This is a genomic window from Alteromonas sp. 4NH20-0056 (assembly GCF_057539655.1).
On record NZ_BAAJLS010000004.1, the window covers coordinates 1 to 22,870 of the forward strand.

Consider the following 22,870-nt stretch of genomic DNA (forward strand, 5'->3'; position numbering starts at 1 on the left):
ACCCTCAATGAGTACCCACACAGATTGTCTTGTCTAAATTGTTAAAGAACATTGCTACTTAGTAGCTTCACCGTAAGCCGTTGCTTTTTGGTGACTCACTCTGCTTGAGTGAGGTGCGCATTATACGCTGGAAGATTTTGATGTCAACACTTTTTGAAAATTTATTTTCTGAAGCGCATCTTCTAAACTCCCGTCTTTACTGGCCTATATAGGTAGTAGAGACTTACTTAAGGAGGTAAACCGTTTTGCTTTCCTCCCGAAGCGGATGCGCATTTTAGGGATCTGAGCGCTCACGTCAACAACTATTTTAAAAAAAGTGTCATATTTGGTTTGTTCGTTCAAAATACCGCCGATGCGGTGATAATCCACACAAATCAACCTGTACATTTTCGATTTACACCGCTGCCACTATGTTAAAATTAGAACCATAGGGTTCTCACTCATTTGAAAATCACTATGATTATGCTCTTTTACTTTTAACGAATAACGAATAACGAATAACGAAAAGGTAATACTGTGACACTACGCGAATATAAGTCTATTACTCCTACCCTTGGTGAAAACACCTATATAGATACGTCTTCGGTGATCGTAGGTGATGTTTATCTAGATGATGATAGTAGTATCTGGCCATTGGTGGCCGCACGCGGCGATGTAAATGTAATACGCATCGGTAAGCGAACCAACGTACAGGATGGCACTGTATTACACGTTAGTCGCCCGACATCGACAAACCCAGACGGCTATCCGCTTATTATTGGTGATGATGTAACAGTGGGTCATAAATGTATGTTGCATGGATGTCAGCTAGGTAACCGTATTTTGGTTGGTATGGGCGCTATCATTATGGATGGTGTGGTAGTAGAAGATGACGTGTTTATCGGTGCAGGTACCTTAGTACCGCCAAATAAGCGGTTAGAAAGTGGTTTTCTTTATGTAGGAAACCCGATGCAAAAGAAGAGAACGCTTAGTGACACAGAGATGGCTTTCTTAAAACAGTCCGCTGTTAACTATGTTTTACTAAAAGATGACTACCTGAAGTAAAGTAACAGCATCCATAGTTGGATGCTGTCTCTAAAATTTATTGATCTTCGACTTCACCAATATCGGGATCGGTTATATCGGTTACCGTTATAATTCCGCGTCGAAGATTCCAAGATAATCCAAGATTGAGTCCAGCGAGCCAATTACTCAAGCCGACTTGGTTGCTACCATTATATGCATAGGTATTTCCAAGAACAGCTTCAAGATTAGGTACGCCATTTTCTATTGGTATTTCAAGCACAACGACGCCATCATCAATAATTGAAATTGCTGTAACCTCTGCTGTCACTCCTTTCGCGCCATTGTAGGTCAAGCTCACAGCGACAGTGAGATAGTTGTCACCTTTTAAATATACTGTTGCTTGATTTGACGAAGACTGCGATATTGATACCGAGGCAGAAATTGCACCGGTTAGTGCCTTTGAAATTTGAGCTTGTAACATCGTTGACAAATTAACGGTTACATCTACTTTTCTAAGTTCAGCAGCTCTTTGAAGTTTAGATGAGATTGCACTATTTATTTGGTAGATAGACTGACCCAACTCAGAGAGACTCTGAGAGCCGCTCCACACATCACTCAGTATGTATACTGGTCTCCCGTTGACGACGCTTAATTCCATAGATACTTCGCCAAGTACACTACCAAGTGGATCAGTACTAAACCCTATAAATTCCGCAGCAGCTATTGTAACCTCATCTGGCAGCGTAGATAATTTTCGCGCTCCAATAGCATACATTCCGGGGAATTCAAGACCACCAGCATCTACAACAGTCACCTCATAATGATAACTCTTACCTTTGAAGACATCTAACACGATTACATCGGCAGGCTCACCTTTTGCTACACTAATAGCATGACTTCTCAAAGCAGAATCTGAACAGGATGAAACACTTTCACAAACTGTCACTGTTGTTGAAGCAAGAGAATTACCCGAGCTCACTAAAAGACCAGCGGTTAGAAAAAAGGAGGGGATTAACTTCATAACTTCCTTGTTTAAACGTTTTTTATAAACTCATAATGACTAATGAAAGAAGGCAAAATAAATAATACGCTCACCATCACTGAAAAAAGTTATCAAATTCGGGGGGGGGGAGTAAGTTAAATTTGCTTAAACTATTCAACCGCTTTTTTTAAATATTCGATGACGTGTTTGGTATGAGGGCGTTTTCCCGTCCATATATAAAACGCTTCGGCCGCTTGCTCGACCAGCATGCCTAAGCCATCTATTTGCGTTTCAACACCTAGCGTAGCCGCATCTCGCATAAAGCGCGTAGGGGAGTTTTTATAAACCATGTCGTAAACCACGTCACAGTTATCTAAAACACCGTCTTGCAAACTACACGGTAATTCGTTATTCAAGCTGGCGGCAGTTGAGTTAATAATGATGTGGGGCTTAACCGTTGCTATGTCAGCAAGCGACACCACATGCACTTTAGCGTTTGAAGCAGCATTGGCCACTTCTTCTGCTTTCGCTTTCGTTCTATTTGCTATAGTCAGTGAAGCAGCCCCTGCTTCTAATAACGGAGAAATCACACCACGCGCTGCACCGCCGGCTCCGATAAGCAACACGTGCCTGCCGTTTATCTCAACACCGCTATTTAGTAAATCGTTTACCAGCCCGATACCATCTGTGTTGTATCCAAGCACGTCACCGTTATCACCTTTCATTAGTGTATTAACAGCCTGCGCATCTTTAGCAGCTTGGTCATCAACTTTTGCTAGGTTAAATGCATCAAGCTTAAACGGCATGGTGACGTTGCAACCCACCGCGTCTTTCTGCGCTAAAAACACGTTTGCTGCATCAATGAAACCATCTTCTGGCGCAAGTATCTTCTCATAAGAAATACTCTCTCCAACTTGATCAGCAAACATTTTATGAATAGTTGGTGATAAACTCTGGGCAATAGGATTTCCGAATACAGCGAATTTTTTCATGGGAATACGAAACTTCTTTAAATCGAAACGAATAAGCGACAATAAGGTCGATCAGACTACACCATATTTTCGAATAGGTGGAGAAGAGAAAGTGCGAGAATTATCGAATCGTTTTTATGACATTATGGAAACCGATAGTGTTGCAGACGAACTTTATGCGATGCACCCTCAGCCGCTTACTCGCATTCGTCACGTGTTCTTTTTATATTTAAGCTTGTGGCTGGGTGGACCTGATAACTATCAACGGGAGTTTGGCCACCCGCGTTTACGCGCTAGACATTTGCCTTTTACCGTTACACCAGAACTGAAAGCGCAGTGGATGTACTGTATGCGTAAAGCCATGCATCAAACCGTTGATGATTTTACGTTGGCACAGCAATTACTTTCGTCGCTAGACCAACTAGCTGAACACATGGTGAACACAAAATAAAAACGCGCCGGTGATTTAGGCGCGTTTATCATATATGTAGTGTTAACTTACAAGCAGCTTAGTAGGTGTAGCCAATAGAGAGTGTATATACCCATGGGTCTATTTCGATGCTGTTAACGCTGCCGCTTGCTTCACCCACGTTAAACGACGCTTCTGTATCTATATCAATAAACCGCACAGACGCATTAACGTGCCAGTCTGTATCAATTTTATAATCCATACCTACTTGTGCAGATAAACCAAAAGAGTTATCGAGCGATAAATTACTGAGGCCAGCCTCTTTGTTAGCAGACGTAAATTCTTCATCAAAGATAAACGTATAGTTAATCCCTGCACCAATATATGGCTGGAAGGCTGAACTTGCATCGTTAAAGTAGTAGTTTGCAGTTAATGTCGGCGGCAAATGCGTTACTTCACCAAGCTTAGTGCCAGTATCTAATGGGTCGTTTACTGAAAAATTAACATCATGCTTAAACGGCGTTGCGGCAAGTAATTCAATATTGATATTGTCGGTAACAAAGTAAGCAACGTTAATCCCTAACTGGGTATTACTATCAATAGTAAGCGCGACACCTAAATCATTCCCACCTGCAATAATGTTAGACGTAGATTCGTCAGGGGTAACTGTTGTGAAACCGCCACGGACAATGATGTCGCCCTGCTGGTGTGCTGTCGCGAATGGCGCTGCTAGTGCAAGAGAAAGGCAAAGTGCTGAGAGTGCTTGTTTACGCATAGTGTGTCTCTTCTGTGTTTAAATAAGATGACGTCACTGTAATACGTTTACGAATAATTCTATTGATCCAGCGCAAAGGTCATTTGCACTGGGGAATCCAATAGGATAGAGGGTTGATATGGATCAAGATTACGGGCTGCAAAGGCATTGCAGCCCAACACATTACCAGTCGGTTGGCTTCAGCCAATCAATAAGTTTTGCCTCTGCGCTACCTGGCGCAGGAGTATAACAATACTCCCATCGGGCTAGTGGTGGCATCGACATTAATATCGATTCGGTTCTACCACCGGTTTGAAGCCCAAATAAGGTGCCTCGGTCAAAAACAAGATTAAACTCAACATAACGTCCACGACGATATAATTGAAAGTCTCGCTCGCGCTCAGTAAACGCCATCGCTTTTCTGCGTTCGACAATGGGAATATAAGCATCTAGGTAACCGTTACCGACCGCTTGCATAAAAGCAAATGACTGCTCAAAACCAAGTTCGTTTAGGTCGTCAAAGAATAACCCGCCTACGCCTCGCGTTTCGTCGCGGTGCTTAAGATAAAAATACTCGTCACACCAGGCTTTGTATTTTGGATATACATTCTCGCCAAACGGAGCGCATAGTTTCTTAGCCGTATCATGCCAATGCATCACATCGTCTTTAAACGGATAAAATGGCGTTAAGTCGAAGCCGCCACCAAACCACCAAATAGGCGCTTCACCTTCTTTCTCCGCAATAAAGAAACGTACATTAGCATGAGAAGTAGGAATATAGGGGTTGTGTGGATGGATAACCAATGACACACCCATTGCCTGAAAGTTTCTACCTGCAAGCTCTGGGCGATTGGCCGTCGCTGACGCAGGCATTTGGCTGCCAAAAACGTGCGAGAAATTCACCCCACCTTGTTCAATAACGGCGCCGTTTTTGATAACGCGAGAGCGGCCACCACCACCTTCTTCACGTACCCAAGAATCTTCAACAAACTGCCCTTTGCCATCAGCTAATTCTAACGTTTGACAGATGTTGTCTTGTAAGCCGAGCAAATAGCTTTTTACTAACGCTATAACTTCAGCAGCATTTTTGCCATCTAATTGTAACGACTGAGTCATGCGCGTATTACCTCTCCAGTATCGCCGTCTCTAATAATACTCGGTTTGTCTAACCCTCCGATATCACCCTCGACATACACTACGGAATCAGCAAACACCGTTTTAGCTTCATCAATGCTGCGTGTCGGAGGCTCACCCGCTAAGTTTGCACTGGTAGAAACAATCGGCCTACCGAGTTTTTCACATAACGCTTTAGCGACAGGATGATTAGTGACCCTAACTGCTATTTTCGGATGAGAGCCCGATAACCAGGCAGGTGTATTTTTCGATTTAGGCAGCAACCATGTATTAGGCCCAGGCCAACTGGAAAAGATATCAGTACGCTTATGTTGTAGTACTGCGTCATCATTTACATAGGGTAAAAGCTGAGAATAATTGGCTGCAATCAGGATTACCCCTTTCTCAATAGATCTTTGTTTTATCTCTAATAGCTTGCGCACTGCAGCTTCATTATCAGGATCGCACCCTATGCCCATTACCGCCTCGGTGGGATACACCAGTAGCTCGCCATTTTCAAACGCGCTGATAATTGGATCAACGTTATCTTCTCGCCCTTCATGAGCGTTATTTGTGGTGTTCATTTTAGTACGTTAACTCTCGTTTACTCGCAATACCCGCATAAAGGTTGAGGGCAGCATGCGCGTCCTTTTCTATCAATCATGACAGCCCACCCGCATTCTGGGCAGCTTTTATTTATTGGCGTGAAATTTAACACATAACGACATTGGGGATAGTGATTGCACGCAAAAAACTGTTTACCGTATTTATTTGTGCGTGAAATAAGCTGCCCTTTTTCACACTTTGGGCAAACGACATGCGTGTCTTCTTGCTGTTTTATGGGCTCAATATGGTGGCACGTGGGGAAATTGGTACAGCCAACAAACATACCAAACCGACCTTTCTTAATCGCTAACTCTTCATGGCACAATGGGCACGATGAACCGGATAACGTTTTAAGTAGTGTTGTTTGTTTGTCGTGTAATGGTTTACTAAAGTGGCAATCTGGGTAGCCAGTACAGCCAATAAATGGCCCTGACTTACTGTTTCTTATATGCAATGCCTTGCCACACTCTGGGCAATCCCCAAATGTGTCGTTCAACGCATGTTCATGTGCTGAAAATAATGAATGGTCTATTTTCGACATGATGGCTACAGCAATATCTGACGTGCTGCATTAATCAATGCAACACACCATCAGATTCGTCAAATAACAAATCTTCCATTTGCGCGTAAGCCTTTTCTTTGCCAGGTACATTAAATAGCACCATAAGCACTACCCACTTTAAATCTTCAAGACAGAATTCTGCTGAATCGATTTCCATGACACGGTCGATAACCATTTCGCGTGTCGACGCATCCAGCACAGCCACCTGCTCTAAGAACAAGAGAAAACCGCGACACTCTACATCGAGACGCATTTGCTCGTCGTGGGTGTAGATACGACTAAGGCTGGTATTAATCCCTTTACAGAAATACGGCTTAATATCGGTTTCTTGTAGCGCGGCTAACTTTTCAAGCCACGCAAGTGCCTTGTATATTTCATCATGATGAAAACCTGCACGCACAAGCTCTTCGGTTAACTCATCTTGGTCAACACGAATTTCTGTTTCACTGTGAATGAAATTTTCAAACAGATACATGAGGATGTCGAACATATTATTTACCCCTCAATTTAACGTAACCGCCAGGGACAGCAGTTACCAAACCACGCAACTCATACTCTAATAACACTGCCATTACCTGGTTCACAGGAGTGGCGCTGCGTTGGGCTATAACATCAATAGCAGTGATGTCGTAATCCACACTATCTAATAATGTATCGGTTGCCAAGTTATTCACTTCACTTTTTTTGCTATCGGTATCAGCCTTAGTCATAAAAGGTAATGGCTGCACCGCAATTTCATCAATAATGTCATCGACGTTAGTTATCAGTTTAGCACCTTGCTGGATTAACCAGTGACAACCTTCAGAATGCGTATTAAAAATACTACTTGGTACTGCAAATACTTCTCTCCCTATATTTGCGGCCAAATTCGCTGTTATCAAGGTGCCACTCTTAATTTTTGCCTCAACCACCACGGTTCCAAGGGTTAACGCGGCAATAATTCGATTACGTCGAGGGAAATGCCATGCTCTTGCAGACACGCCAGGAAAAAACTCGGTCATACAAGCCCCTCCTCGCTCGGTTATTTGCGCATGTAATTGCAAATTCTTGGGCGGGTAAACGTTATCAGGCCCGGTACCCGTGATAGCAATCGTACTCGCCGTTTCGCCAAGTGCGCCGTGATGTGCACTTGCATCGATACCCATTGCCATACCACTGACTACCGTTACTCCCTGCTGCGCCAGTTGCATTGATAGCATATGCGCAATTTGTTTACCTTGATGACTAGCCCTACGGCTTCCAACGATGGCGACGGAAGGGTTAACCAGCAATTGATGATGGCCCACAATGAATAACACCAAAGGCGGATTATCTAATGCGAGCAAGTGTTTAGGGTAAGTGTCGCAGGCATAACTCACAATATGGTGATTGTCGCTGACCTCCCACCATAAAATAGCGTCTGTTACACGCGCCTTCGATATCTTTTTAACGAGCGGCTTATACTCAGGTAAATCGTTTATCTTAAGGTCATCGCTAACGATGTCCTCCGGTTTACAATCATAAGCGTTGAGTAATGCTAGCCATTTCCCGGTTGGCACGTCTACCGCAGAGGCGAGGGTTAACCACGCACGTTGTGATGAAGATAATGTAGGTTGATGCATAGCCGCTCCTTGGATAAAGCGGCTATCGTTATGCTATGGATTGGCTACAATAAAACCGCGTTTTACGTTTTTACTCGCACGAGTAATGATGGCAAAACTCGCCTTTTCGAACGTTTTAAAAACAATAATTTCGCCCATCTTAAGTGCCGGTTGCTCAATAACGTCAGCAAAGAAATCACTTCCTGTCGATGCACCAGGCTCATTAACATAACGAGGGGTATCATCGTCGATAATACCTGGGCCTTGTGCGTACAAGCCCATCACGGTACCGGGGTTAACGTCTGCACTGCCTATATCAATAACAACAACATCATATTTACCGAGTAAATCATGATCGTGCAGGTCACTTATCACCGCCCCGCGTTGCGTTGTTGCGGGTTGTAAAATAAGGTCTTCGTGTGGTGATGTTGGCTCGCTCAGTACTCGATCACCGCGACGCGCTTCTTGATTAGCATCGGTTAACGCCAATAGTGTAGAACGGGGCATTTTTGCGTCCTGCACCATTTTGGCATCGGCAACGTGCACGACCTGAACACCCAGCACATTGTCGCTTAGGTCTTTTAGTGTAGAGAGCTTACGAATTATACGTAACTGATCAGTGGACGTGTTTTGATGTTGCGTTAGTACTAAATCTTCACTTACAAAACGTACGTTGGCATCATCGTTGCCCAATAAATGCGGTAAGTTCTCGTAACGTGTCGACGCCATTAATTCGTGATTATTTATATATGGGGCAAGCATCGACCACGGTAAAGTGTCAATTGGTGATGATTTCACACGACGGGTTGAATCAGGGGAAAGAACCAGCGTTTGCTTATCGCGCTGAACGGTAATGACCGGCTCGCCATCTATATACCTAACAATAAGAACATCGCCTGGGTAAATAAGATGCGGATTATCGATTTGCGTATTGTTTCGCCACAATTCAGGCCACAGCCAAGGCTTGTCGAGGAAGAGCTTTGCAATATCCCACAGCGTATCGCCCTTACTCACCGTGTAGGTTTGTGGCGCCCCCTCTTTAAGTTGCAATGCTAGTGCAGGCAACGAGAAGAATGTCGCCACAAGCAGTACTATCGTTAGGCACTTTTGTTTTAATAGATTTTTCAAATTAACCACCCGCAAATTTTTTACTGCTATTCACTGTTGAATTTTCAGACAATACTATTATATCGGCAATATGCCCTAATAGTGTGGACCAATACAAAAAACTGCACGAAATAACACTATATACGTTAGAATAGTAACTTAATAAGCACTGTAAAGTGTGCTGACTATCAGATCGTATATGAATTTATACTGCGAAAAGGTGAAGTAAGCGAGACATGGCAATTTTAGACGTATTAAGTTTTCCTGATGAGCGTCTTCGCACCGTTGCAAAACCGGTGGAAGAAGTAAATGACGAAATCAAACAACTTGTTTCGGACATGTTCGAAACGATGAAAGATGAAAACGGCATCGGTTTAGCGGCAACGCAAGTTAACCGTCATGTACAAGTTGTCGTGATGGACGTTTCCGAAGAGCAAAACGAACCGCGCGTATTCATCAACCCCGTAATTACCCACAAAGACGGAACCACGATTAGCGAAGAAGGTTGCTTATCGGTTCCAGGTAATTACGCCAAAGTTGAACGTGCTGAAGCCATTACGGTAAAAGCCTTAAATGAAAAAGGTGAAACGTTTGAGTTAGAAGCCGATGGGCTGCTTGCCATTTGTGTTCAACACGAGCTTGATCATTTAAAAGGTAAACTATTTATTGATTACCTGTCTCCGCTTAAGCGTCAGCGTATACGCAAAAAGCTAGAGAAAGAAGCTCGTCTGTCTACTCGCGCCTGAGGTAAGTTTTGACCAAATCACTTCGAGTTATTTTTGCGGGTACACCCGACTTTGCAGCAAAGCACCTTCACGCACTATTAGCATCACAACACGAGGTGATTGCTGTTTATACTCAGCCTGACCGCCCTGCGGGAAGGGGAAAAAAGCTGACACCAAGTGCAGTGAAGACCTTAGCGTTAGAACATGACATAGCGGTACATCAACCTTCGTCTTTAAAAGATGAAGACGCCCAACAAGTTTTAGCGGCTCACAGCGCTGACGTGATGGTTGTTGTTGCTTATGGTTTATTGTTACCCAAAGCCGTGCTGGAAATGCCGCGCTTGGGATGTATAAACGTGCATGGCTCTATTTTGCCGCGATGGCGTGGTGCGGCACCGATTCAACGGTCTATTTGGGCAGGCGATGCTGAAACAGGCGTAACCATTATGCAAATGGATGAAGGCTTAGATACCGGCGATATGCTTCATATCGATAGCCTACCTATCCAAAGTAGTGACACAAGCGCCACACTGTATGACAAGTTAGCAGAGCGAGGCCCTGTCTCGCTTATTCATGTTTTAGATAACATCGACACCATTTCTCCTGAAAAGCAAGATGATGCAGTTGCTACCTACGCCAAAAAGCTTTCAAAAGAAGAAGCACTTATTGATTGGCACAGTGATGCTGAACAAATAGAGCGCAATATTCGTGCGTTTAACCCATGGCCTGTCGCGTGGATGAAGGTGAATGATCAGAATATAAAAGTATGGTCAGCGGAAGTCGTTAAAGACGTACCAGCACAACACTCGCCAGGGACAATAATTCAAGCCGACAAAAACGGTATTGTGATTGCTACAGGCACAACCGCATTACGTATTTTGAGCCTTCAGATACCAGGTAAAAAAGCGATGTCAGCAGCAGACGTCGTGAATGCACGTAAAGCATGGTTTGAACCCGGCATCAACCTCTCCATTTCGGAATAATAGTGAAACCAACCCCCTTACCTAAACAAAAAAACCTGCGTGCCGATTGTGCGTGGGTGATTTATCAAATTTTAGAGCACGGAAAGTCTTCTAGAGAAATATTAGACAAAGTACAGCGCCGTCATCCACCAAAAGATAACGCGTGGATCCAAGAGATGTCGTTAGGCGTCATGCGAAAATTGCCCATACTGCAAACTTGGCTACGCTCGCTGCTCGACAAGCCTCTTAAAGGAAATAAAAAAATTATTGAGCACCTTATTCTTTTAGGGCTCTATCAATTGGCATTTTCTCGCGTTAGTAAGCATGCTGCCGTTGGCGAAACAGTTAGTGCAGCTTCCTATTTAGGGGCACCCGCACTGAAAGGTTTAGTTAATGCCGTATTGCGTAATTTTCAGCGCGATGATATCGCAGCAAAGCCCATTGATGATGAAATTATCGCGAGTGGTTTACCAAAGTGGTTATACAAATCAATTGCTGAGGCTTACAGCGATAATATCAAGCAGGTTGTTGATGCCACTAATGGCATGGCACCCATTTGGCTTCGTGTTAACGCTCAACAAACCTCGAAAGCCGCTTTCATTGCTAAACTTGATGACGCTAATATCGGGTACACGTTAAGCGATGCGCACAACGACGCGATTATTCTTGAAGGCCGTTCAGATATTACTAGCCTGCCTGGTTTTGATGAAGGTCACTTCGCCGTTCAGGATGGTGCTGCACAATTAGCGGCTTATTATCTTGATGCTCAGCCAAACGAACGGGTATTGGATTGTTGTGCAGCACCGGGAGGAAAAACGGGCCATATCATGGAACGAACGCCCTCTGTGTCATACTGCTTAGCGCTAGATGCTGATGCAAAGCGTTTAACGCGTGTTGAAGAGAACATGACACGGTTAAAGCACACTGTAGATATTAAGCAAGGTGATGCCGCTAGCACTGACGGTTGGTGGGATGGTGAAATGTTTGACCGTATTCTACTTGATGCGCCTTGTTCGGCCACCGGCGTAATTAGGCGCCACCCAGACATACGTTGGTTACGCAAATCTAGCGATATCGATACCTTGGTGGCGTTACAAGGAAAGATTTTACGGAACCTATGGAAAACGTTGAAGCCTGGCGGCACGCTGCTATATGCCACGTGTTCAATATTACCTAAAGAAAATAGCGCTCAGATCCGCGCTTTCTTGGAAAGTGAGCCTAGCGCACACCTTAGTACCATTGTTGAAAGTGAAACCACGACGACACCTGGAAGACAGATATTGCCGGGCGAACAACAAATGGATGGTTTCTACTATGCGAGACTGGTAAAGTCTTCTGGCGAATAAAAGCAATAAGGCAATGTTACAACGATGAAAATCATCATTTTGGGGGCGGGACAAGTTGGCGGCACCTTAGCCGAAAACTTAGTAGGCGAAAAGAACGAAATTACGGTTATCGATTCTGATCCAGCCATTTTGCGTAACCTTCAAGACAGGCTCGACCTTCAAGTTGTCACTGGGGTGGGATCTCACCCTGATGTTCTTAAAAAAGCGGGCGCAGAAGACGCTGACATGCTTATCGCAGTTACAAACAGCGATGAAAGTAACATGCTGGCCTGTCAGGTTGCGTTTAGTTTATTTAAAACACCCACAAAAATTGCCCGCGTTCGTTCTGAACAATACATTATTTACCAAGAACAGTTATACAAACAGCAAGACATTCCCGTTGACCATATTATTGCGCCAGAACAATTAGTTACCAAGGCAATCAAACGCCTGATTGATTATCCCGGCGCATTGCAGGTGGTAGAATTTGCCGATGGTAAAGCTAGCTTGGTTGCGGTTAAGGCATATTACGGCGGGCTATTGGTCGGTCACGCTCTATCGGCATTAAAAGACCATATGCCTAATGTAGAAACCCGTGTAGCCGCGATATACCGTCGTGGACGCCCTATCCGACCGCTTGGCACCACAGTAATAGAAGCTGATGATGAGGTTTTCTTCATTGCAGCAACTAAGCATATACGTGCCGTCATGAGCGAGCTTCAAAAGCTTGAGTCTAGCTATAAACGCATAATGATCGCCGGAGGGGGGTTAATCGGCGCCGGTCTCGCGAAGAAGCTTGAACATAATCATAATGTGAAATTGATTGAGTTCAGCAATGAACGGGCAAAGTACCTATCCGCCCATTTAGACAAGACCATTGTGTTTTGTGGTGACGCTTCTGACCCCGAGTTGCTAAGCGAAGAGAATGTAGAACAAGTCGATGCATTTATTGCGGTGACCAACGACGATGAAGCCAATATTATGTCGGCCATGTTAGCAAAGCGTATGGGCGCGCAAAAAGCCATGGTACTTATTCAACGCAGCGCTTATGTAGACTTAGTTCAAGGCGGTGAAATTGATATTGCATTTTCTCCTCAGCAGGCCACTATCTCAGCACTGTTAACGCATGTACGTCGAGGCGACATAGTTAACGTTTATAGTCTACGAAGAGGGGCTGCGGAAGCGATTGAAGCCATCGCACATGGTGATGAGAACACGTCAAAGGTGGTAGGTAAACAAATTGGCGATATTAAACTACCGCCAGGCACAACCATAGGCGCAATAGTACGGGATGAACAGGTTATCATTGCGCATAGCGATACTAAAATAGCCCCGAACGACCATATTATCTTGTTCTTAGTCGACAAAAAATACATAGGCGATGTAGAAAAGCTCTTCCAACCTAGTGCGTTTTTCTTTGGCTAATCGTTTTTCACGTGCGACCGTTAAGCTATCAGTCGCGCGTTAGAGTATTGTTGGCAGTAAGAGTCCTGTCTTAACTACGCCAAAAGGTAGGCGAGAACAGGACCAACAGTGAAAACACTTCAAGACGGCCAAACACCATTGCAATCACTAATATCCACTTTCCTGCATCCGTTACGCTGGCGTAATTTGCCGCCACGCTGCCAAGACCTGGCCCTAAATTATTCAGCATGGCTGCGGTAGCAGTAAACGCACTTAAATTATCTAAACCTGTGGCAATTAGGCCAATCATGATGATGACAAAGACCACCGCATAGGCGGAGAAAAAGCCCCACACTGCTTCTACAACCCTGTCGGGCATAGCGCGCTCACCAAGCTTTACCGAATACACCGCTTTAGGGTGAATAAGCCTATCTACTTCACGCTTCCCCTGAAGGAATAACAGGCACACCCGTACCACTTTTAATCCACCACCGGTAGAGCTTGCACACCCGCCGATAAAACTAGAAAAAATAAGAAGAATAGGTAAGAAGGTAGGCCATACCGAAAAGTCGGTAGTGGCAAAACCAGCCGTAGTACTGATTGATACCGCTTGGATCATGGCTTGGTCTAATGCCGTTTCTGCTGATGCATAAAAACCAGATAGCGTGAGTACAAAGAAGCAAATAGCAATGAGCGTAGCTTGAATAAAGAAAAACGCTTTAAACTCTGGGTCGCTGAAGTAGCCTTTAACCGATCGCGAACTTACCGCGGCATAATGGAGTGAGAAATTAAGTGCCGCAATTAACAAAAATACCGTACACACCACGTTCACCAACGGGCTATTAAAGTACCCTAAGCTAGCATCATGGGTAGAAAAACCGCCTATTGCGACCGTTGAGAAGGAGTGACATATAGCATCGAATACATCCATACCCGCTAACCAATATGACAAGGCACATGCAATGGTAATCGATAGATAGATATACCAAAGGTGCTTTGCCGTATCCGCTATACGCGGCGTCATTTTATTATCTTTTACTGGCCCTGGCGTTTCTGCACGATAAAGCTGCATGCCCCCAACGCCAAGTATTGGAAGAATAGCGACGGCGAGTACGATAATACCCATACCACCAAGCCACTGTAGCTGCTGGCGGTAAAACTGTACGGAGTGCGGCAGAAAGTCTATGCCTTCAATCACCGTAGCCCCCGTCGTCGTTAAACCTGAAAACGACTCAAAAAAGGCGTCTGTTACTGTCATACTCGGTTGTTCTAGCAAAATAAGCGGTATGGCACCTACGCTTGCTAGCACAGACCAAAACAAAGCAACGATAAGAAAGCCTTCACGTGCTCGTAAATCGGCTTTTTGTTGGCGGTTTGGGTACCACAACGCCATGCCGCCGATAACGCAAAAGATAAACGCAAGCGTAAACGGTAAACCGCTTCCATCTTGGTATATAAGAGAAACAATGGCGGGCGGGATCATCGTTACGCTAAATAGCGCGATAAGAAGCCCAAGAATACGTACAATCGCACGGTAGTGCATGTGGTTTAATGCCTTTTAATTATTACGCTACCTTTCTCAAGGCCGTGCTTTTATTCAGCAGATAGTGTGAATTATAGGGTGATAATAGCAGCGGAGAAAACCTTTGTTTCCTCCACTATTATATTTATTTCATTGATAGTACGACTTGTACCATTTTACTCAAGCCCTTTTGTGCATCAACTATAGATTCAGCCAACATATATGCCGGTGTGGTAACCACTTTGTGTTCGTTATCAATAACGACATCATCAACAGCACAGTCAACATGACTTGCGCCTATTTCGTTAAGCGCCGATGCGGTTTCTTTGTCGTTACCAATAGTAAGATGAACCCCCTCTCCATAGACATGCGCAGCGATTACTGGTGCGATACATGCGTATGCAGCGGGTTTTCTTAACGCAGCAAATTGTTGGCATAGTGCTAACACCGAATCATTCACGGTACTGTGCGCACCGTTAGTGGCAAAGTTACATAAATTTTTTGCCGCTCCAAACCCACCGGGTAATACAAGAGCATCGAATTGCTCTGGGTCACATTCTGTTAGCGGCTTAACATCTCCTCTTGCGATACGTGCCGACTCGACTAATACATTTCGTGATGAGGTGTCGTCAACCTCACCTGTTAAGTGATTTACCACGTGCATCTGCTCAACATCGGGGGCAAAACAAGTATATGATGCGCCCTGTTGCTCTATGGCTAATAACGTTAATACCGCTTCATGAATTTCCGACCCATCGAATACACCGCTACCACTTAAAATAACCGCTACGTTTTTCATTATTGCTCCTAGCCCTTATAACAACTGACTTATTCTATTTTTGGCTATAAAACAGTCAACCGTTTACAAAAAATTCTTAATAACCTTTGTTGGATTACTAATTTCTTATGCTACATTACTCGACCAGCTTGGTTAAGCCAAAATAATAAACGCACCAAGTTATCCACATTAAACGGAATGATACATTACAGGATTGTAGTTTTTATCTCTCATTATCATCCCCTTATTTTTATTGCCCCAGAAGCTGATCTTTAACTTGACAAGGATCGGCATCGTTGTCGTGCCCAGCGCTTTAGATCACAAAGTTATCCACAGATGATCCACCCGCAATAATTTCTTGCTCCTATGGCGATCAATGGCAGCCTGTGGCATCCTTGCGCCATATTCTATGCTAGGTAAAAAACATCAATGACCGATTCAAAAAAGCCTCCATTTATTCTTGTAGACGGATCGTCTTATCTATTCAGAGCCTTCCATGGGCTGCCACCGCTTACAAACTCTAAAGGGCAAGATACAGGTGCGATTTACGGCGTAGTTAATATGCTTAAAAGTTTGATCAAACAATACAATCCCACTCACATGGCAGTGATCTTTGATGCGAAGGGTAAAACGTTTCGCGATGATATTTATAAAGAGTACAAGGCAAACCGCCCTCCCATGCCTGACGAGTTGAGAAGCCAAATAGCACCACTTCATACCATCGTAAAAGCAATGGGCTTGCCGGTGATTGTTGAGTCTGGTGTTGAGGCAGACGATGTAATAGGTACACTGGCCAAGCACGCTACCGAAAAAGGGATAGAAACCTTAATAAGTACCGGTGATAAAGACATGGCACAGTTGGTCAACGAGCATGTAACACTCATTAATACCATGACAAACCAGTTAATGGATGTTGAAGGGGTAAAAACCAAGTTCGGTATTCCTCCAGAACTTATTATCGACTTTTTGGCATTAAAAGGTGACAAGGTAGATAACATTCCAGGCGTTCCAGGTGTTGGCGATAAAAGTGCCCAAGCATTGCTAAATGGTATCGGCGGTATTGAAGACATTTACAACAATCTTGATAACATTGCTGAACTATCGTTTCGTGGAAGCAAAACGATGGCGGCTAAAATGCAGGAATATGAAGAGCAAGCTCGCCTTTCTTATACGCTGGCAACAATCAGTGTGGACCTTGATTTAGACTATGACGTTGAAAACTTACGTTACACCTCACAAGATAATGAGCAACTCAAGGCGTTATTTGCTGAATATGAGTTTAAGCGCTGGCATAGCGAAGTAAGTGCACTTGCTAGCGGCGATGTTGAGCAAACCACAAGCCATTCAGATAGCGAAGAGATCACGAGTGAAGACGTCTCAAGCGATATTGATACCAGTAACTATGACGTGGTGTACACAGAGGAAGCATTTGAAGCATGGGTAGAAAAGCTTAGTAATGCCGAACTATTCGCGTTTGATACTGAAACAACAAGTCTTAATTACATGAATGCGGAAATTGTCGGCGTTTCTTTTTGTATTGAACCCGGGCTTGCCGCCTACGTGCCTGTTGCTCATGATTATGTAGACGCTCCTACTCAACTCGACCGTGATTATGTGCTTGGAAAATTGAAGCCCTTACTAGAGTCGGCAAGTCATAGTAAAGTGGGTCAGCATATTAAGTACGACAAAAACGTACTTGCAAACTATGACATCACGCTTAACGGCATTGGTTTTGACACTATGCTTGAAAGCTATGTCCTTAATAGTACTGCGCAGCGCCATGATATGGACTCGTTAGCATTAGCTTACCTAGGCCACAAGACTATTCATTTTGAAGAGATTGCTGGTAAAGGTGCTAAGCAACTTACCTTCAATCAAATTCCCCTTGAACAAGCAGGTCCTTATGCCGCTGAGGACGCAGACATAACACTTCGTCTTCACCATGTTATTTGGGAGAAGTTAAGCCAGATACCTGAATTAAAACGTTTGTTGGTTGATGTAGAAGTGCCACTTGCTTGCGTATTAGCAAGAATGGAACAACAAGGCGTATTAATTGATAGCCAACAATTACGTCAGCAAAGCCAAGATTTAGCGATTCGTATCGGTGAACTTGAAAAAGAAGTTCACGAAGAAGCCGGTGAAACCTTTAATTTGGGTTCGACGAAACAGCTACAACATATCCTTTTTGAAAAGATGGAGCTGCCTGTTATTAAGAAAACCCCTAAGGGAGCGCCATCTACTTCCGAAGAAGTGCTGCAAGAACTCGCACTTGATTACCCATTACCGAAAAAGATAATGGAATATCGGGGATTAACTAAGTTAAAAAATACCTACACCGATAAGCTGCCAAAGATGATAAACCACCGAACCGGCAGAGTGCATACTTCTTATCACCAAGCGGTAACTGCAACCGGACGTTTGTCATCAACCGACCCTAATTTGCAAAACATCCCGATCCGTAATGAAGAAGGCCGTCGCGTCAGACAGGCATTTGTTCCTCGGGATGGTTACAAGATTGTCGCTGCCGATTATTCACAAATAGAACTTAGAATTATGGCGCATCTCTCTGGTGACGAAGGCCTGTTAAATGCCTTTGCCCATGGCAAAGATATTCATAAGGCAACGGCTGCAGAGGTATTTGGTGTTTCCCTTGATGATGTTACTACTGAGCAAAGGCGTAGTGCGAAAGCCATTAATTTCGGACTTATCTATGGCATGAGTGCATTCGGTCTAGCGAAGCAATTAAACGTACCGCGTCATGAAGCACAAAAATACATGGACTTATATTTCGAACGTTACCCTGGAGTTTTGCACTACATGGACAGCACCCGAGAAGTCGCTAAAGAAAAAGGGTATGTAGAAACGGTATTTGGTCGACGCCTATATTTACCTGATATTAAAGCGAGCAACGGCGCTCGTCGTAAAGGTGCAGAGCGCGCAGCAATCAATGCGCCGATGCAAGGCACTGCGGCAGACATCATTAAAATGGCTATGCTTAAAGTCGATGATTGGATAACGTCTCTTGATACATCAGACGTGACGATGATGATGCAAGTACACGATGAATTAGTGTTTGAAATTAAAGAAGACAAATTAGAAGCCTATACCGACACCATCGTTTCACTGATGGAAAGTGCTGCAACGCTCGCCGTACCGCTTGTTGTAGAGGCGGGTGAAGGTGAAAACTGGGACCAAGCCCACTAAACAAGTAATTAGATTACGAGAAATGCGCTTTTTTATCTTATAAAACAGATTATAGCGTCTCATTTGGTAATTTAATTACAAAGCCAACTTGCCTTTTTATCACTATGTTGTAATATTGTGCGCGTAGGGTACAGAGGTGAGAAAGCTGTTTTCAAACCTTTGCTTTAACCCCGACAGATTTGTCGGGGTTTTTTTATGCCTAAAGAAAAGTGCGGTATAGAAGCAGCGAAAAAACACATAAAAATATAACGAACGCGCATTTAATTTGAACTTACCTTCAATGCCCTACTCTATATCTTTAGTTATTATGTGTTTTCCCTATATTGTGTTGGCCTCGCAAGTTGCGAGGCTTTTTTTATTCTTCTTCGTCTTGTGGCTTTTCCAAATCCAACCATTTATTCAACATGCCCTCTAATTCTGGTAATCCACTTCTGTTCAACGACGAAAATGTGTGAACAGTAACATCACCCATAAAAGCAAGAGCGGCTTCTCTAGCCATCAACAGCTGTGCTTTACGTTTTCCCGATTTTAATTTATCGGCCTTAGTTAACAGCGCAAGTACCGGTATTTTTGAATCAACAGCCCAGTGAATTAGGTCTTGGTCTAAGTCTTTAAACGGATGACGGATATCCATTAACACTACTAACCCTTTCAGCGATTTACGTTTCTGTAAATATTCCCCAAGCGCTTGCTGCCACTTTTGCTTCATTGCAATAGGCACTTTTGCGTAACCATACCCGGGTAAATCAACTAATCTTCTGTTCTCTTCAAGCTCGAAAACATTAATAAGTTGAGTACGACCAGGTGTTTTACTGGTTCTTGCTAAGTTTTTTTGACGCGTTAACGTATTTAACGCGCTAGACTTACCAGCGTTTGAACGCCCGGCAAATGCTACTTCAATTCCGGTATCGTCTTTCAAATGCCTAATATCTGGTGCACTTGTAAAGAATTTTGCTTTGGTGTAATACGACATCTAGACTTACCTCACATGCGTCATTACTTTATGTTTAAAGTCTTTTAATGATCTAAACCTAGTAAAAACCATAGTTTTATCATGGAATAGGTTTTTCTGACGCGTTAAATGTGTAAAATGAGCATGATATCACGTATATCACGCGAGCCGTTGGATCCATTTAAGAGATTTATTATGAAAAAACTGTGTTTGTTGGTATTTATGTCTTTAGGTTTATCAACTTCTGTTATGGCAGAAGGCGACGCCGAGGCTGGAAAAGCGAAATCTGCAGTATGTGCAGCATGTCATGGCCAAGATGGTAATAGCATGATAGATATGAACCCCAAGTTAGCGGGCCAACATGAAAAATATCTAGTTAAGCAGCTGATGGAGTTTAAGTTAGCGTCTGAAACTGGTGGCGAAGAAGGCCGTAATAATGCGGTAATGAACGGCATGGCCGCTCCCCTTTCTGAGCAAGACATGAAAGACTTAGCAGCTTACTTCTCAAGTCAGGATGCTAAACCAGGTGAAACTGCTGAACAGTACGTTGAAGCAGGTAGAGCACTGTACCAAGGTGGCGATGAGTCACGTGGCGTTACCGCTTGTATTGCGTGTCATGGCCCTAAAGGTAATGGCATGGGGCTAGCTGGATTTCCTGACATCAGTGGCCAGCACGCTACTTATACCGCTTCTCAGCTTAAATCTTTTCGTTCTGGCCAGCGCCACAACGATATGAACGGCATGATGCGCGATATTGCGATGAAATTAACCGATGAAGATATCGAGATTTTATCTCACTATATAGCCGGCTTACATTAATTTAAGACGCATAGATCACCTTTTGTTATTTTTTTGTAAACAATTAAGTTGTTTTTTGAAATTATTCGTGTAGTCTAACGGCTTAGTTTGTAGCAGAGCTTGTAAGTCTACGAACTGGATAACAAGAATAATAATAATAAAAAGCAACACGGAAGAAATCATAAAGTGCCAAGAAGGCCAAAAACAAAAAAATAGCGCTCTGCTAAAAAGAATAATAAGGGGAGTTCGCTAGGGAAGCTCGATTACACATAGATGTGTAAATAAAACGGGAGAGGTGTCATCTGACACTGATTAAATGTAAGGTGATGGTGAAAACCATCGCCTTTTTTTCTTTTTGAATCATGCAAAATTTATCAATAGCTTGCCCACTTTGTCACTCACAAGACACCAACTTTTATTTCGAAGATAAACGTCGACGATATCACCAGTGTGCTGACTGCGCTTTGGTTTTCGTGAGCCCTGAGTTTTTACCGACACTGATTGTAGAGCGCACTGAATACGACCTCCATGAAAACAGCGATGATGATGAAGGCTATCGCTCTTTTCTACAAAGGGCACTCTCACCACTTATTCCGCTAATCCAACCTAATGATAACGCACTCGACTTTGGTTGCGGACCATCGCCTGTGCTTGCCAACATGCTAAAAGCATCTGGGCTTTCGATGGTAGATACGTTTGATATTTTTTATAACCCCGATAAGCGAGTATTCGGCAAAAAGTACAGCATCATAACGTGCACAGAGGCGATAGAACATTTTCATACCCCATCGAGAGAGTGGAATTACTTTCTTTCGATGTTGAAGCCTGGTGGCGTGCTGGTGATAATGACTAAGCGGGTTATTGATAACACAGCCTTCGCCAGTTGGCACTATAAGAATGATAAAACCCATGTTTCCTTTTTTAGCGAAGCCACGTTTCGTTTTCTTAGTGAAAGAGACGGGTTTACCGTCGAATTTCCCAGCAATGATGTTGTATTGTTGAAGAAGCTTTAATCGTTTCGCGCTATAATAATCAACTATTCATTAATACAGATACCTATAAAATTTATGGCACGTTCAAAGAAGTCTCGTAAAGTTGGTTTAATTGGCGTCAGAAAAGACCCTGACTTTAAGCCTAGCGAGAATCGTAAAAATACTGACCCTCGCCCAAAGAAGCATAAGGGCAAACCTGCTGGCAGCAGGCACAATATTGACGAAAAAACGACAATGGGTTCGCGACGTCAAGAGAACAAAGATCCGCGACACGGCAGTAAGAAGCCAGTTCAATTGATAAAAGCGACACCAAGTATTGTTACGCCAGTACAAAAGAAAAAGTATGCTACACCCGCTGAAGAGCTTGCAGCATTAGAAGCCGACCAAAGGTTAACCTCGTTGCTTGATAAGTTAGATAACGACCAAGCACTAACGAGAGAACAACAAGCCTATGTTGACGAGAAAATGGCGCGACATCGTATTCTTTGTGATCTTCTAGGCATAGTTGACGAAGATGATGAAGAAGATGAAAGCGATCCGTTCGATGATTTAGACGCTATTGATATAGACGACTTTAAACATTAAACCGGACCCTTTTTTACATGCTTTCGATAATACTGATTTTTGCAGCCTTACTGATTATTTTAGTATTGGGCTTTTACGCTGGCCGTTTGTTGTTTCAGCTTAAAACACAAAATGCGCGACAAGCAGCGGTGAGAGAGAAACGGGTTTTTACCATAACTGAAAGTGTTTACGTGATTGCTAAAGCCATGGAGCAACAGCAATGCGACCTTTCAGAGGGGGTTATTCGTATCGTAAATCTTCTCGCTGCGCTTCCACTTGCATCACCACCAAATTTCAAAGCTGAGTACCCAAGTATTCATGCGTTGTTTGTGGATATAAGCGGTTTCGCGATACTTGATGCAAGAAAGGAATTATCAAAGTTAGAGCGCAGAAAACAAGACCTCGCAAGAGAGCAAATAGAATCAGAGTATGAGTCTAACGTCCTAAGCGAGCTGCCAAAGTTAAAGCGCTATTGTGAATCATTGATGGCATAGTGAATAAAAGAGAAAAATATAAGGCCACAGTAGAGTGGCCTTTTTTATGTATCGTCCTTAT

23 protein-coding genes are annotated in these 22,870 nt (G+C 43.6%); 11 read left to right on the top strand and 12 right to left on the bottom strand.

Going from position 1 to position 22,870, the window contains the following annotated elements; genetic code table 11:
* The first annotated feature begins 516 nt into the window (after positions 1–516).
* Entirely contained in the window at positions 517–1,044 is a 528-nt protein-coding gene (locus AC27EZ_RS08595) for a gamma carbonic anhydrase family protein (RefSeq protein ID WP_487134943.1), read from the top strand.
* A 37-nt stretch (positions 1,045–1,081) separates the two neighbouring features.
* On the opposite strand, the gene AC27EZ_RS08600 is transcribed toward AC27EZ_RS08595, so the two are convergent.
* Together AC27EZ_RS08600 and aroE are read right to left on the bottom strand one after the other, a co-directional pair.
* Entirely contained in the window at positions 1,082–2,026 is a 945-nt protein-coding gene (locus AC27EZ_RS08600) for a hypothetical protein (RefSeq protein ID WP_487134944.1), read from the bottom strand.
* 131 nt (positions 2,027–2,157) lie between these two features.
* Positions 2,158–2,979: a shikimate dehydrogenase gene (aroE, locus tag AC27EZ_RS08605; RefSeq protein WP_487134945.1), complete on the bottom strand. Its 822-nt coding sequence runs from the start codon at positions 2,977–2,979 to the stop codon at positions 2,158–2,160.
* Here aroE and AC27EZ_RS08610 point away from each other — a divergent pair.
* Complete coding sequence (locus AC27EZ_RS08610; RefSeq protein ID WP_487134946.1) at positions 2,978–3,409, top strand: group II truncated hemoglobin; 432 nt, start codon at positions 2,978–2,980, stop codon at positions 3,407–3,409. The genes aroE and AC27EZ_RS08610 overlap by 2 nt on opposite strands.
* Positions 3,410–3,467: 58 nt before the next feature.
* Here AC27EZ_RS08610 and AC27EZ_RS08615 read toward each other — a convergent pair whose 3' ends face one another.
* From AC27EZ_RS08615 to AC27EZ_RS08645, 7 genes are all read right to left on the bottom strand, one after another.
* On the bottom strand, positions 3,468–4,142 hold the full coding sequence (locus AC27EZ_RS08615) for an OmpW family outer membrane protein (protein WP_487134947.1): 675 nt from the start codon (positions 4,140–4,142) through the stop codon (positions 3,468–3,470).
* 162 nt (positions 4,143–4,304) lie between these two features.
* Positions 4,305–5,237 carry an oxygen-dependent coproporphyrinogen oxidase gene (hemF, locus tag AC27EZ_RS08620; protein ID WP_487134948.1) on the bottom strand — a complete coding sequence of 311 codons (933 nt, stop codon included), beginning with the start codon at positions 5,235–5,237 and terminating at the stop codon, positions 4,305–4,307.
* Entirely contained in the window at positions 5,234–5,818 is a 585-nt protein-coding gene (gene tsaC, locus AC27EZ_RS08625; RefSeq protein WP_487134949.1) for an L-threonylcarbamoyladenylate synthase type 1 TsaC, read from the bottom strand. Before tsaC ends, hemF begins: the two co-directional genes overlap by 4 nt.
* Positions 5,819–5,838: 20 nt before the next feature.
* Complete coding sequence (locus AC27EZ_RS08630; RefSeq protein WP_487134950.1) at positions 5,839–6,381, bottom strand: DNA topoisomerase family protein; 543 nt, start codon at positions 6,379–6,381, stop codon at positions 5,839–5,841.
* A gap of 34 nt (positions 6,382–6,415) precedes the next feature.
* The gene (locus AC27EZ_RS08635) at positions 6,416–6,892 is read right to left on the bottom strand and encodes a DUF494 family protein (protein ID WP_487134951.1); all 477 of its coding nucleotides are present in this window, start codon (positions 6,890–6,892) and stop codon (positions 6,416–6,418) included.
* A 1-nt stretch (position 6,893) separates the two neighbouring features.
* Complete coding sequence (dprA, locus tag AC27EZ_RS08640; protein WP_487134952.1) at positions 6,894–8,003, bottom strand: DNA-processing protein DprA; 1,110 nt, start codon at positions 8,001–8,003, stop codon at positions 6,894–6,896.
* A gap of 33 nt (positions 8,004–8,036) precedes the next feature.
* Complete coding sequence (locus AC27EZ_RS08645; protein WP_487134953.1) at positions 8,037–9,119, bottom strand: LysM peptidoglycan-binding domain-containing protein; 1,083 nt, start codon at positions 9,117–9,119, stop codon at positions 8,037–8,039.
* Between the two features lie 206 nt (positions 9,120–9,325).
* Here AC27EZ_RS08645 and def point away from each other — a divergent pair, with 206 nt between their 5' ends.
* Genes def through trkA form a run of 4 tightly spaced genes read left to right on the top strand, consistent with a single transcriptional unit; the run spans position 9,326 to position 13,526 of the window.
* Positions 9,326–9,835: a peptide deformylase gene (def, locus tag AC27EZ_RS08650; protein WP_487134954.1), complete on the top strand. Its 510-nt coding sequence runs from the start codon at positions 9,326–9,328 to the stop codon at positions 9,833–9,835.
* An 8-nt stretch (positions 9,836–9,843) separates the two neighbouring features.
* Complete coding sequence (fmt, locus tag AC27EZ_RS08655) at positions 9,844–10,797, top strand: methionyl-tRNA formyltransferase (RefSeq protein WP_487134955.1); 954 nt, start codon at positions 9,844–9,846, stop codon at positions 10,795–10,797.
* 2 nt (positions 10,798–10,799) lie between these two features.
* On the top strand, positions 10,800–12,122 hold the full coding sequence (gene rsmB, locus AC27EZ_RS08660) for a 16S rRNA (cytosine(967)-C(5))-methyltransferase RsmB (RefSeq protein WP_487134956.1): 1,323 nt from the start codon (positions 10,800–10,802) through the stop codon (positions 12,120–12,122).
* Positions 12,123–12,146: 24 nt separating this feature from the next.
* Positions 12,147–13,526, top strand: coding sequence for a Trk system potassium transporter TrkA (gene trkA / locus AC27EZ_RS08665; protein WP_421133043.1), 1,380 nt, complete (start codon positions 12,147–12,149; stop codon positions 13,524–13,526).
* 70 nt (positions 13,527–13,596) lie between these two features.
* Here trkA and AC27EZ_RS08670 read toward each other — a convergent pair whose 3' ends face one another.
* Positions 13,597–15,048, bottom strand: a complete 1,452-nt coding sequence (locus AC27EZ_RS08670; RefSeq protein ID WP_487134957.1) for a TrkH family potassium uptake protein — start codon at positions 15,046–15,048, stop codon at positions 13,597–13,599.
* Positions 15,049–15,172: 124 nt separating this feature from the next.
* A complete protein-coding gene (gene elbB / locus AC27EZ_RS08675) occupies positions 15,173–15,826 on the bottom strand; it encodes an isoprenoid biosynthesis glyoxalase ElbB (RefSeq protein WP_487134958.1) in 654 nt (217 codons plus the stop codon).
* Between the two features lie 408 nt (positions 15,827–16,234).
* On the opposite strand from elbB, the gene polA reads away from it, so the two are divergent.
* A complete protein-coding gene (gene polA / locus AC27EZ_RS08680; protein ID WP_487134959.1) occupies positions 16,235–19,009 on the top strand; it encodes a DNA polymerase I in 2,775 nt (924 codons plus the stop codon).
* A 355-nt stretch (positions 19,010–19,364) separates the two neighbouring features.
* On the opposite strand, the gene yihA is transcribed toward polA, so the two are convergent.
* On the bottom strand, positions 19,365–19,982 hold the full coding sequence (gene yihA, locus AC27EZ_RS08685) for a ribosome biogenesis GTP-binding protein YihA/YsxC (RefSeq protein WP_487134960.1): 618 nt from the start codon (positions 19,980–19,982) through the stop codon (positions 19,365–19,367).
* A gap of 174 nt (positions 19,983–20,156) precedes the next feature.
* Here yihA and AC27EZ_RS08690 point away from each other — a divergent pair, with 174 nt between their 5' ends.
* From AC27EZ_RS08690 to AC27EZ_RS08705, 4 genes are all read left to right on the top strand, one after another.
* Positions 20,157–20,780, top strand: coding sequence for a c-type cytochrome (locus tag AC27EZ_RS08690; RefSeq protein ID WP_487134961.1), 624 nt, complete (start codon positions 20,157–20,159; stop codon positions 20,778–20,780).
* 452 nt (positions 20,781–21,232) lie between these two features.
* Complete coding sequence (locus tag AC27EZ_RS08695) at positions 21,233–21,772, top strand: class I SAM-dependent methyltransferase (RefSeq protein ID WP_487134962.1); 540 nt, start codon at positions 21,233–21,235, stop codon at positions 21,770–21,772.
* A gap of 54 nt (positions 21,773–21,826) precedes the next feature.
* Positions 21,827–22,336 carry a Der GTPase-activating protein YihI gene (yihI, locus tag AC27EZ_RS08700; protein ID WP_487134963.1) on the top strand — a complete coding sequence of 170 codons (510 nt, stop codon included), beginning with the start codon at positions 21,827–21,829 and terminating at the stop codon, positions 22,334–22,336.
* Positions 22,337–22,353: 17 nt separating this feature from the next.
* The gene (locus AC27EZ_RS08705) at positions 22,354–22,809 is read left to right on the top strand and encodes a DUF2489 domain-containing protein (RefSeq protein WP_487134964.1); all 456 of its coding nucleotides are present in this window, start codon (positions 22,354–22,356) and stop codon (positions 22,807–22,809) included.
* The last annotated feature ends 61 nt before the right edge of the window (positions 22,810–22,870 follow it).

What these genes read in the sequence shown, in the direction of transcription:
- tsaC (WP_487134949.1), bottom strand. Translation starts at nt 5,818, where the DNA reads ATGAACACCACAAATAACGCTCATGAAGGGCGAGAAGATAACGTTGAT.
- polA (WP_487134959.1), top strand. Translation starts at nt 16,235, where the DNA reads ATGACCGATTCAAAAAAGCCTCCATTTATTCTTGTAGACGGATCGTCT.
- dprA (WP_487134952.1), bottom strand. Translation starts at nt 8,003, where the DNA reads ATGCATCAACCTACATTATCTTCATCACAACGTGCGTGGTTAACCCTC.
- AC27EZ_RS08690 (WP_487134961.1), top strand. Translation starts at nt 20,157, where the DNA reads ATGAAAAAACTGTGTTTGTTGGTATTTATGTCTTTAGGTTTATCAACT.
- AC27EZ_RS08630 (WP_487134950.1), bottom strand. Translation starts at nt 6,381, where the DNA reads ATGTCGAAAATAGACCATTCATTATTTTCAGCACATGAACATGCGTTG.
- aroE (WP_487134945.1), bottom strand. Translation starts at nt 2,979, where the DNA reads ATGAAAAAATTCGCTGTATTCGGAAATCCTATTGCCCAGAGTTTATCA.
- yihA (WP_487134960.1), bottom strand. Translation starts at nt 19,982, where the DNA reads ATGTCGTATTACACCAAAGCAAAATTCTTTACAAGTGCACCAGATATT.
- AC27EZ_RS08610 (WP_487134946.1), top strand. Translation starts at nt 2,978, where the DNA reads ATGGGAATACGAAACTTCTTTAAATCGAAACGAATAAGCGACAATAAG.
- hemF (WP_487134948.1), bottom strand. Translation starts at nt 5,237, where the DNA reads ATGACTCAGTCGTTACAATTAGATGGCAAAAATGCTGCTGAAGTTATA.
- trkA (WP_421133043.1), top strand. Translation starts at nt 12,147, where the DNA reads ATGAAAATCATCATTTTGGGGGCGGGACAAGTTGGCGGCACCTTAGCC.
- AC27EZ_RS08670 (WP_487134957.1), bottom strand. Translation starts at nt 15,048, where the DNA reads ATGCACTACCGTGCGATTGTACGTATTCTTGGGCTTCTTATCGCGCTA.
- AC27EZ_RS08600 (WP_487134944.1), bottom strand. Translation starts at nt 2,026, where the DNA reads ATGAAGTTAATCCCCTCCTTTTTTCTAACCGCTGGTCTTTTAGTGAGC.
- def (WP_487134954.1), top strand. Translation starts at nt 9,326, where the DNA reads ATGGCAATTTTAGACGTATTAAGTTTTCCTGATGAGCGTCTTCGCACC.
- yihI (WP_487134963.1), top strand. Translation starts at nt 21,827, where the DNA reads ATGGCACGTTCAAAGAAGTCTCGTAAAGTTGGTTTAATTGGCGTCAGA.
- AC27EZ_RS08705 (WP_487134964.1), top strand. Translation starts at nt 22,354, where the DNA reads ATGCTTTCGATAATACTGATTTTTGCAGCCTTACTGATTATTTTAGTA.
- AC27EZ_RS08615 (WP_487134947.1), bottom strand. Translation starts at nt 4,142, where the DNA reads ATGCGTAAACAAGCACTCTCAGCACTTTGCCTTTCTCTTGCACTAGCA.
- elbB (WP_487134958.1), bottom strand. Translation starts at nt 15,826, where the DNA reads ATGAAAAACGTAGCGGTTATTTTAAGTGGTAGCGGTGTATTCGATGGG.
- AC27EZ_RS08635 (WP_487134951.1), bottom strand. Translation starts at nt 6,892, where the DNA reads ATGTTCGACATCCTCATGTATCTGTTTGAAAATTTCATTCACAGTGAA.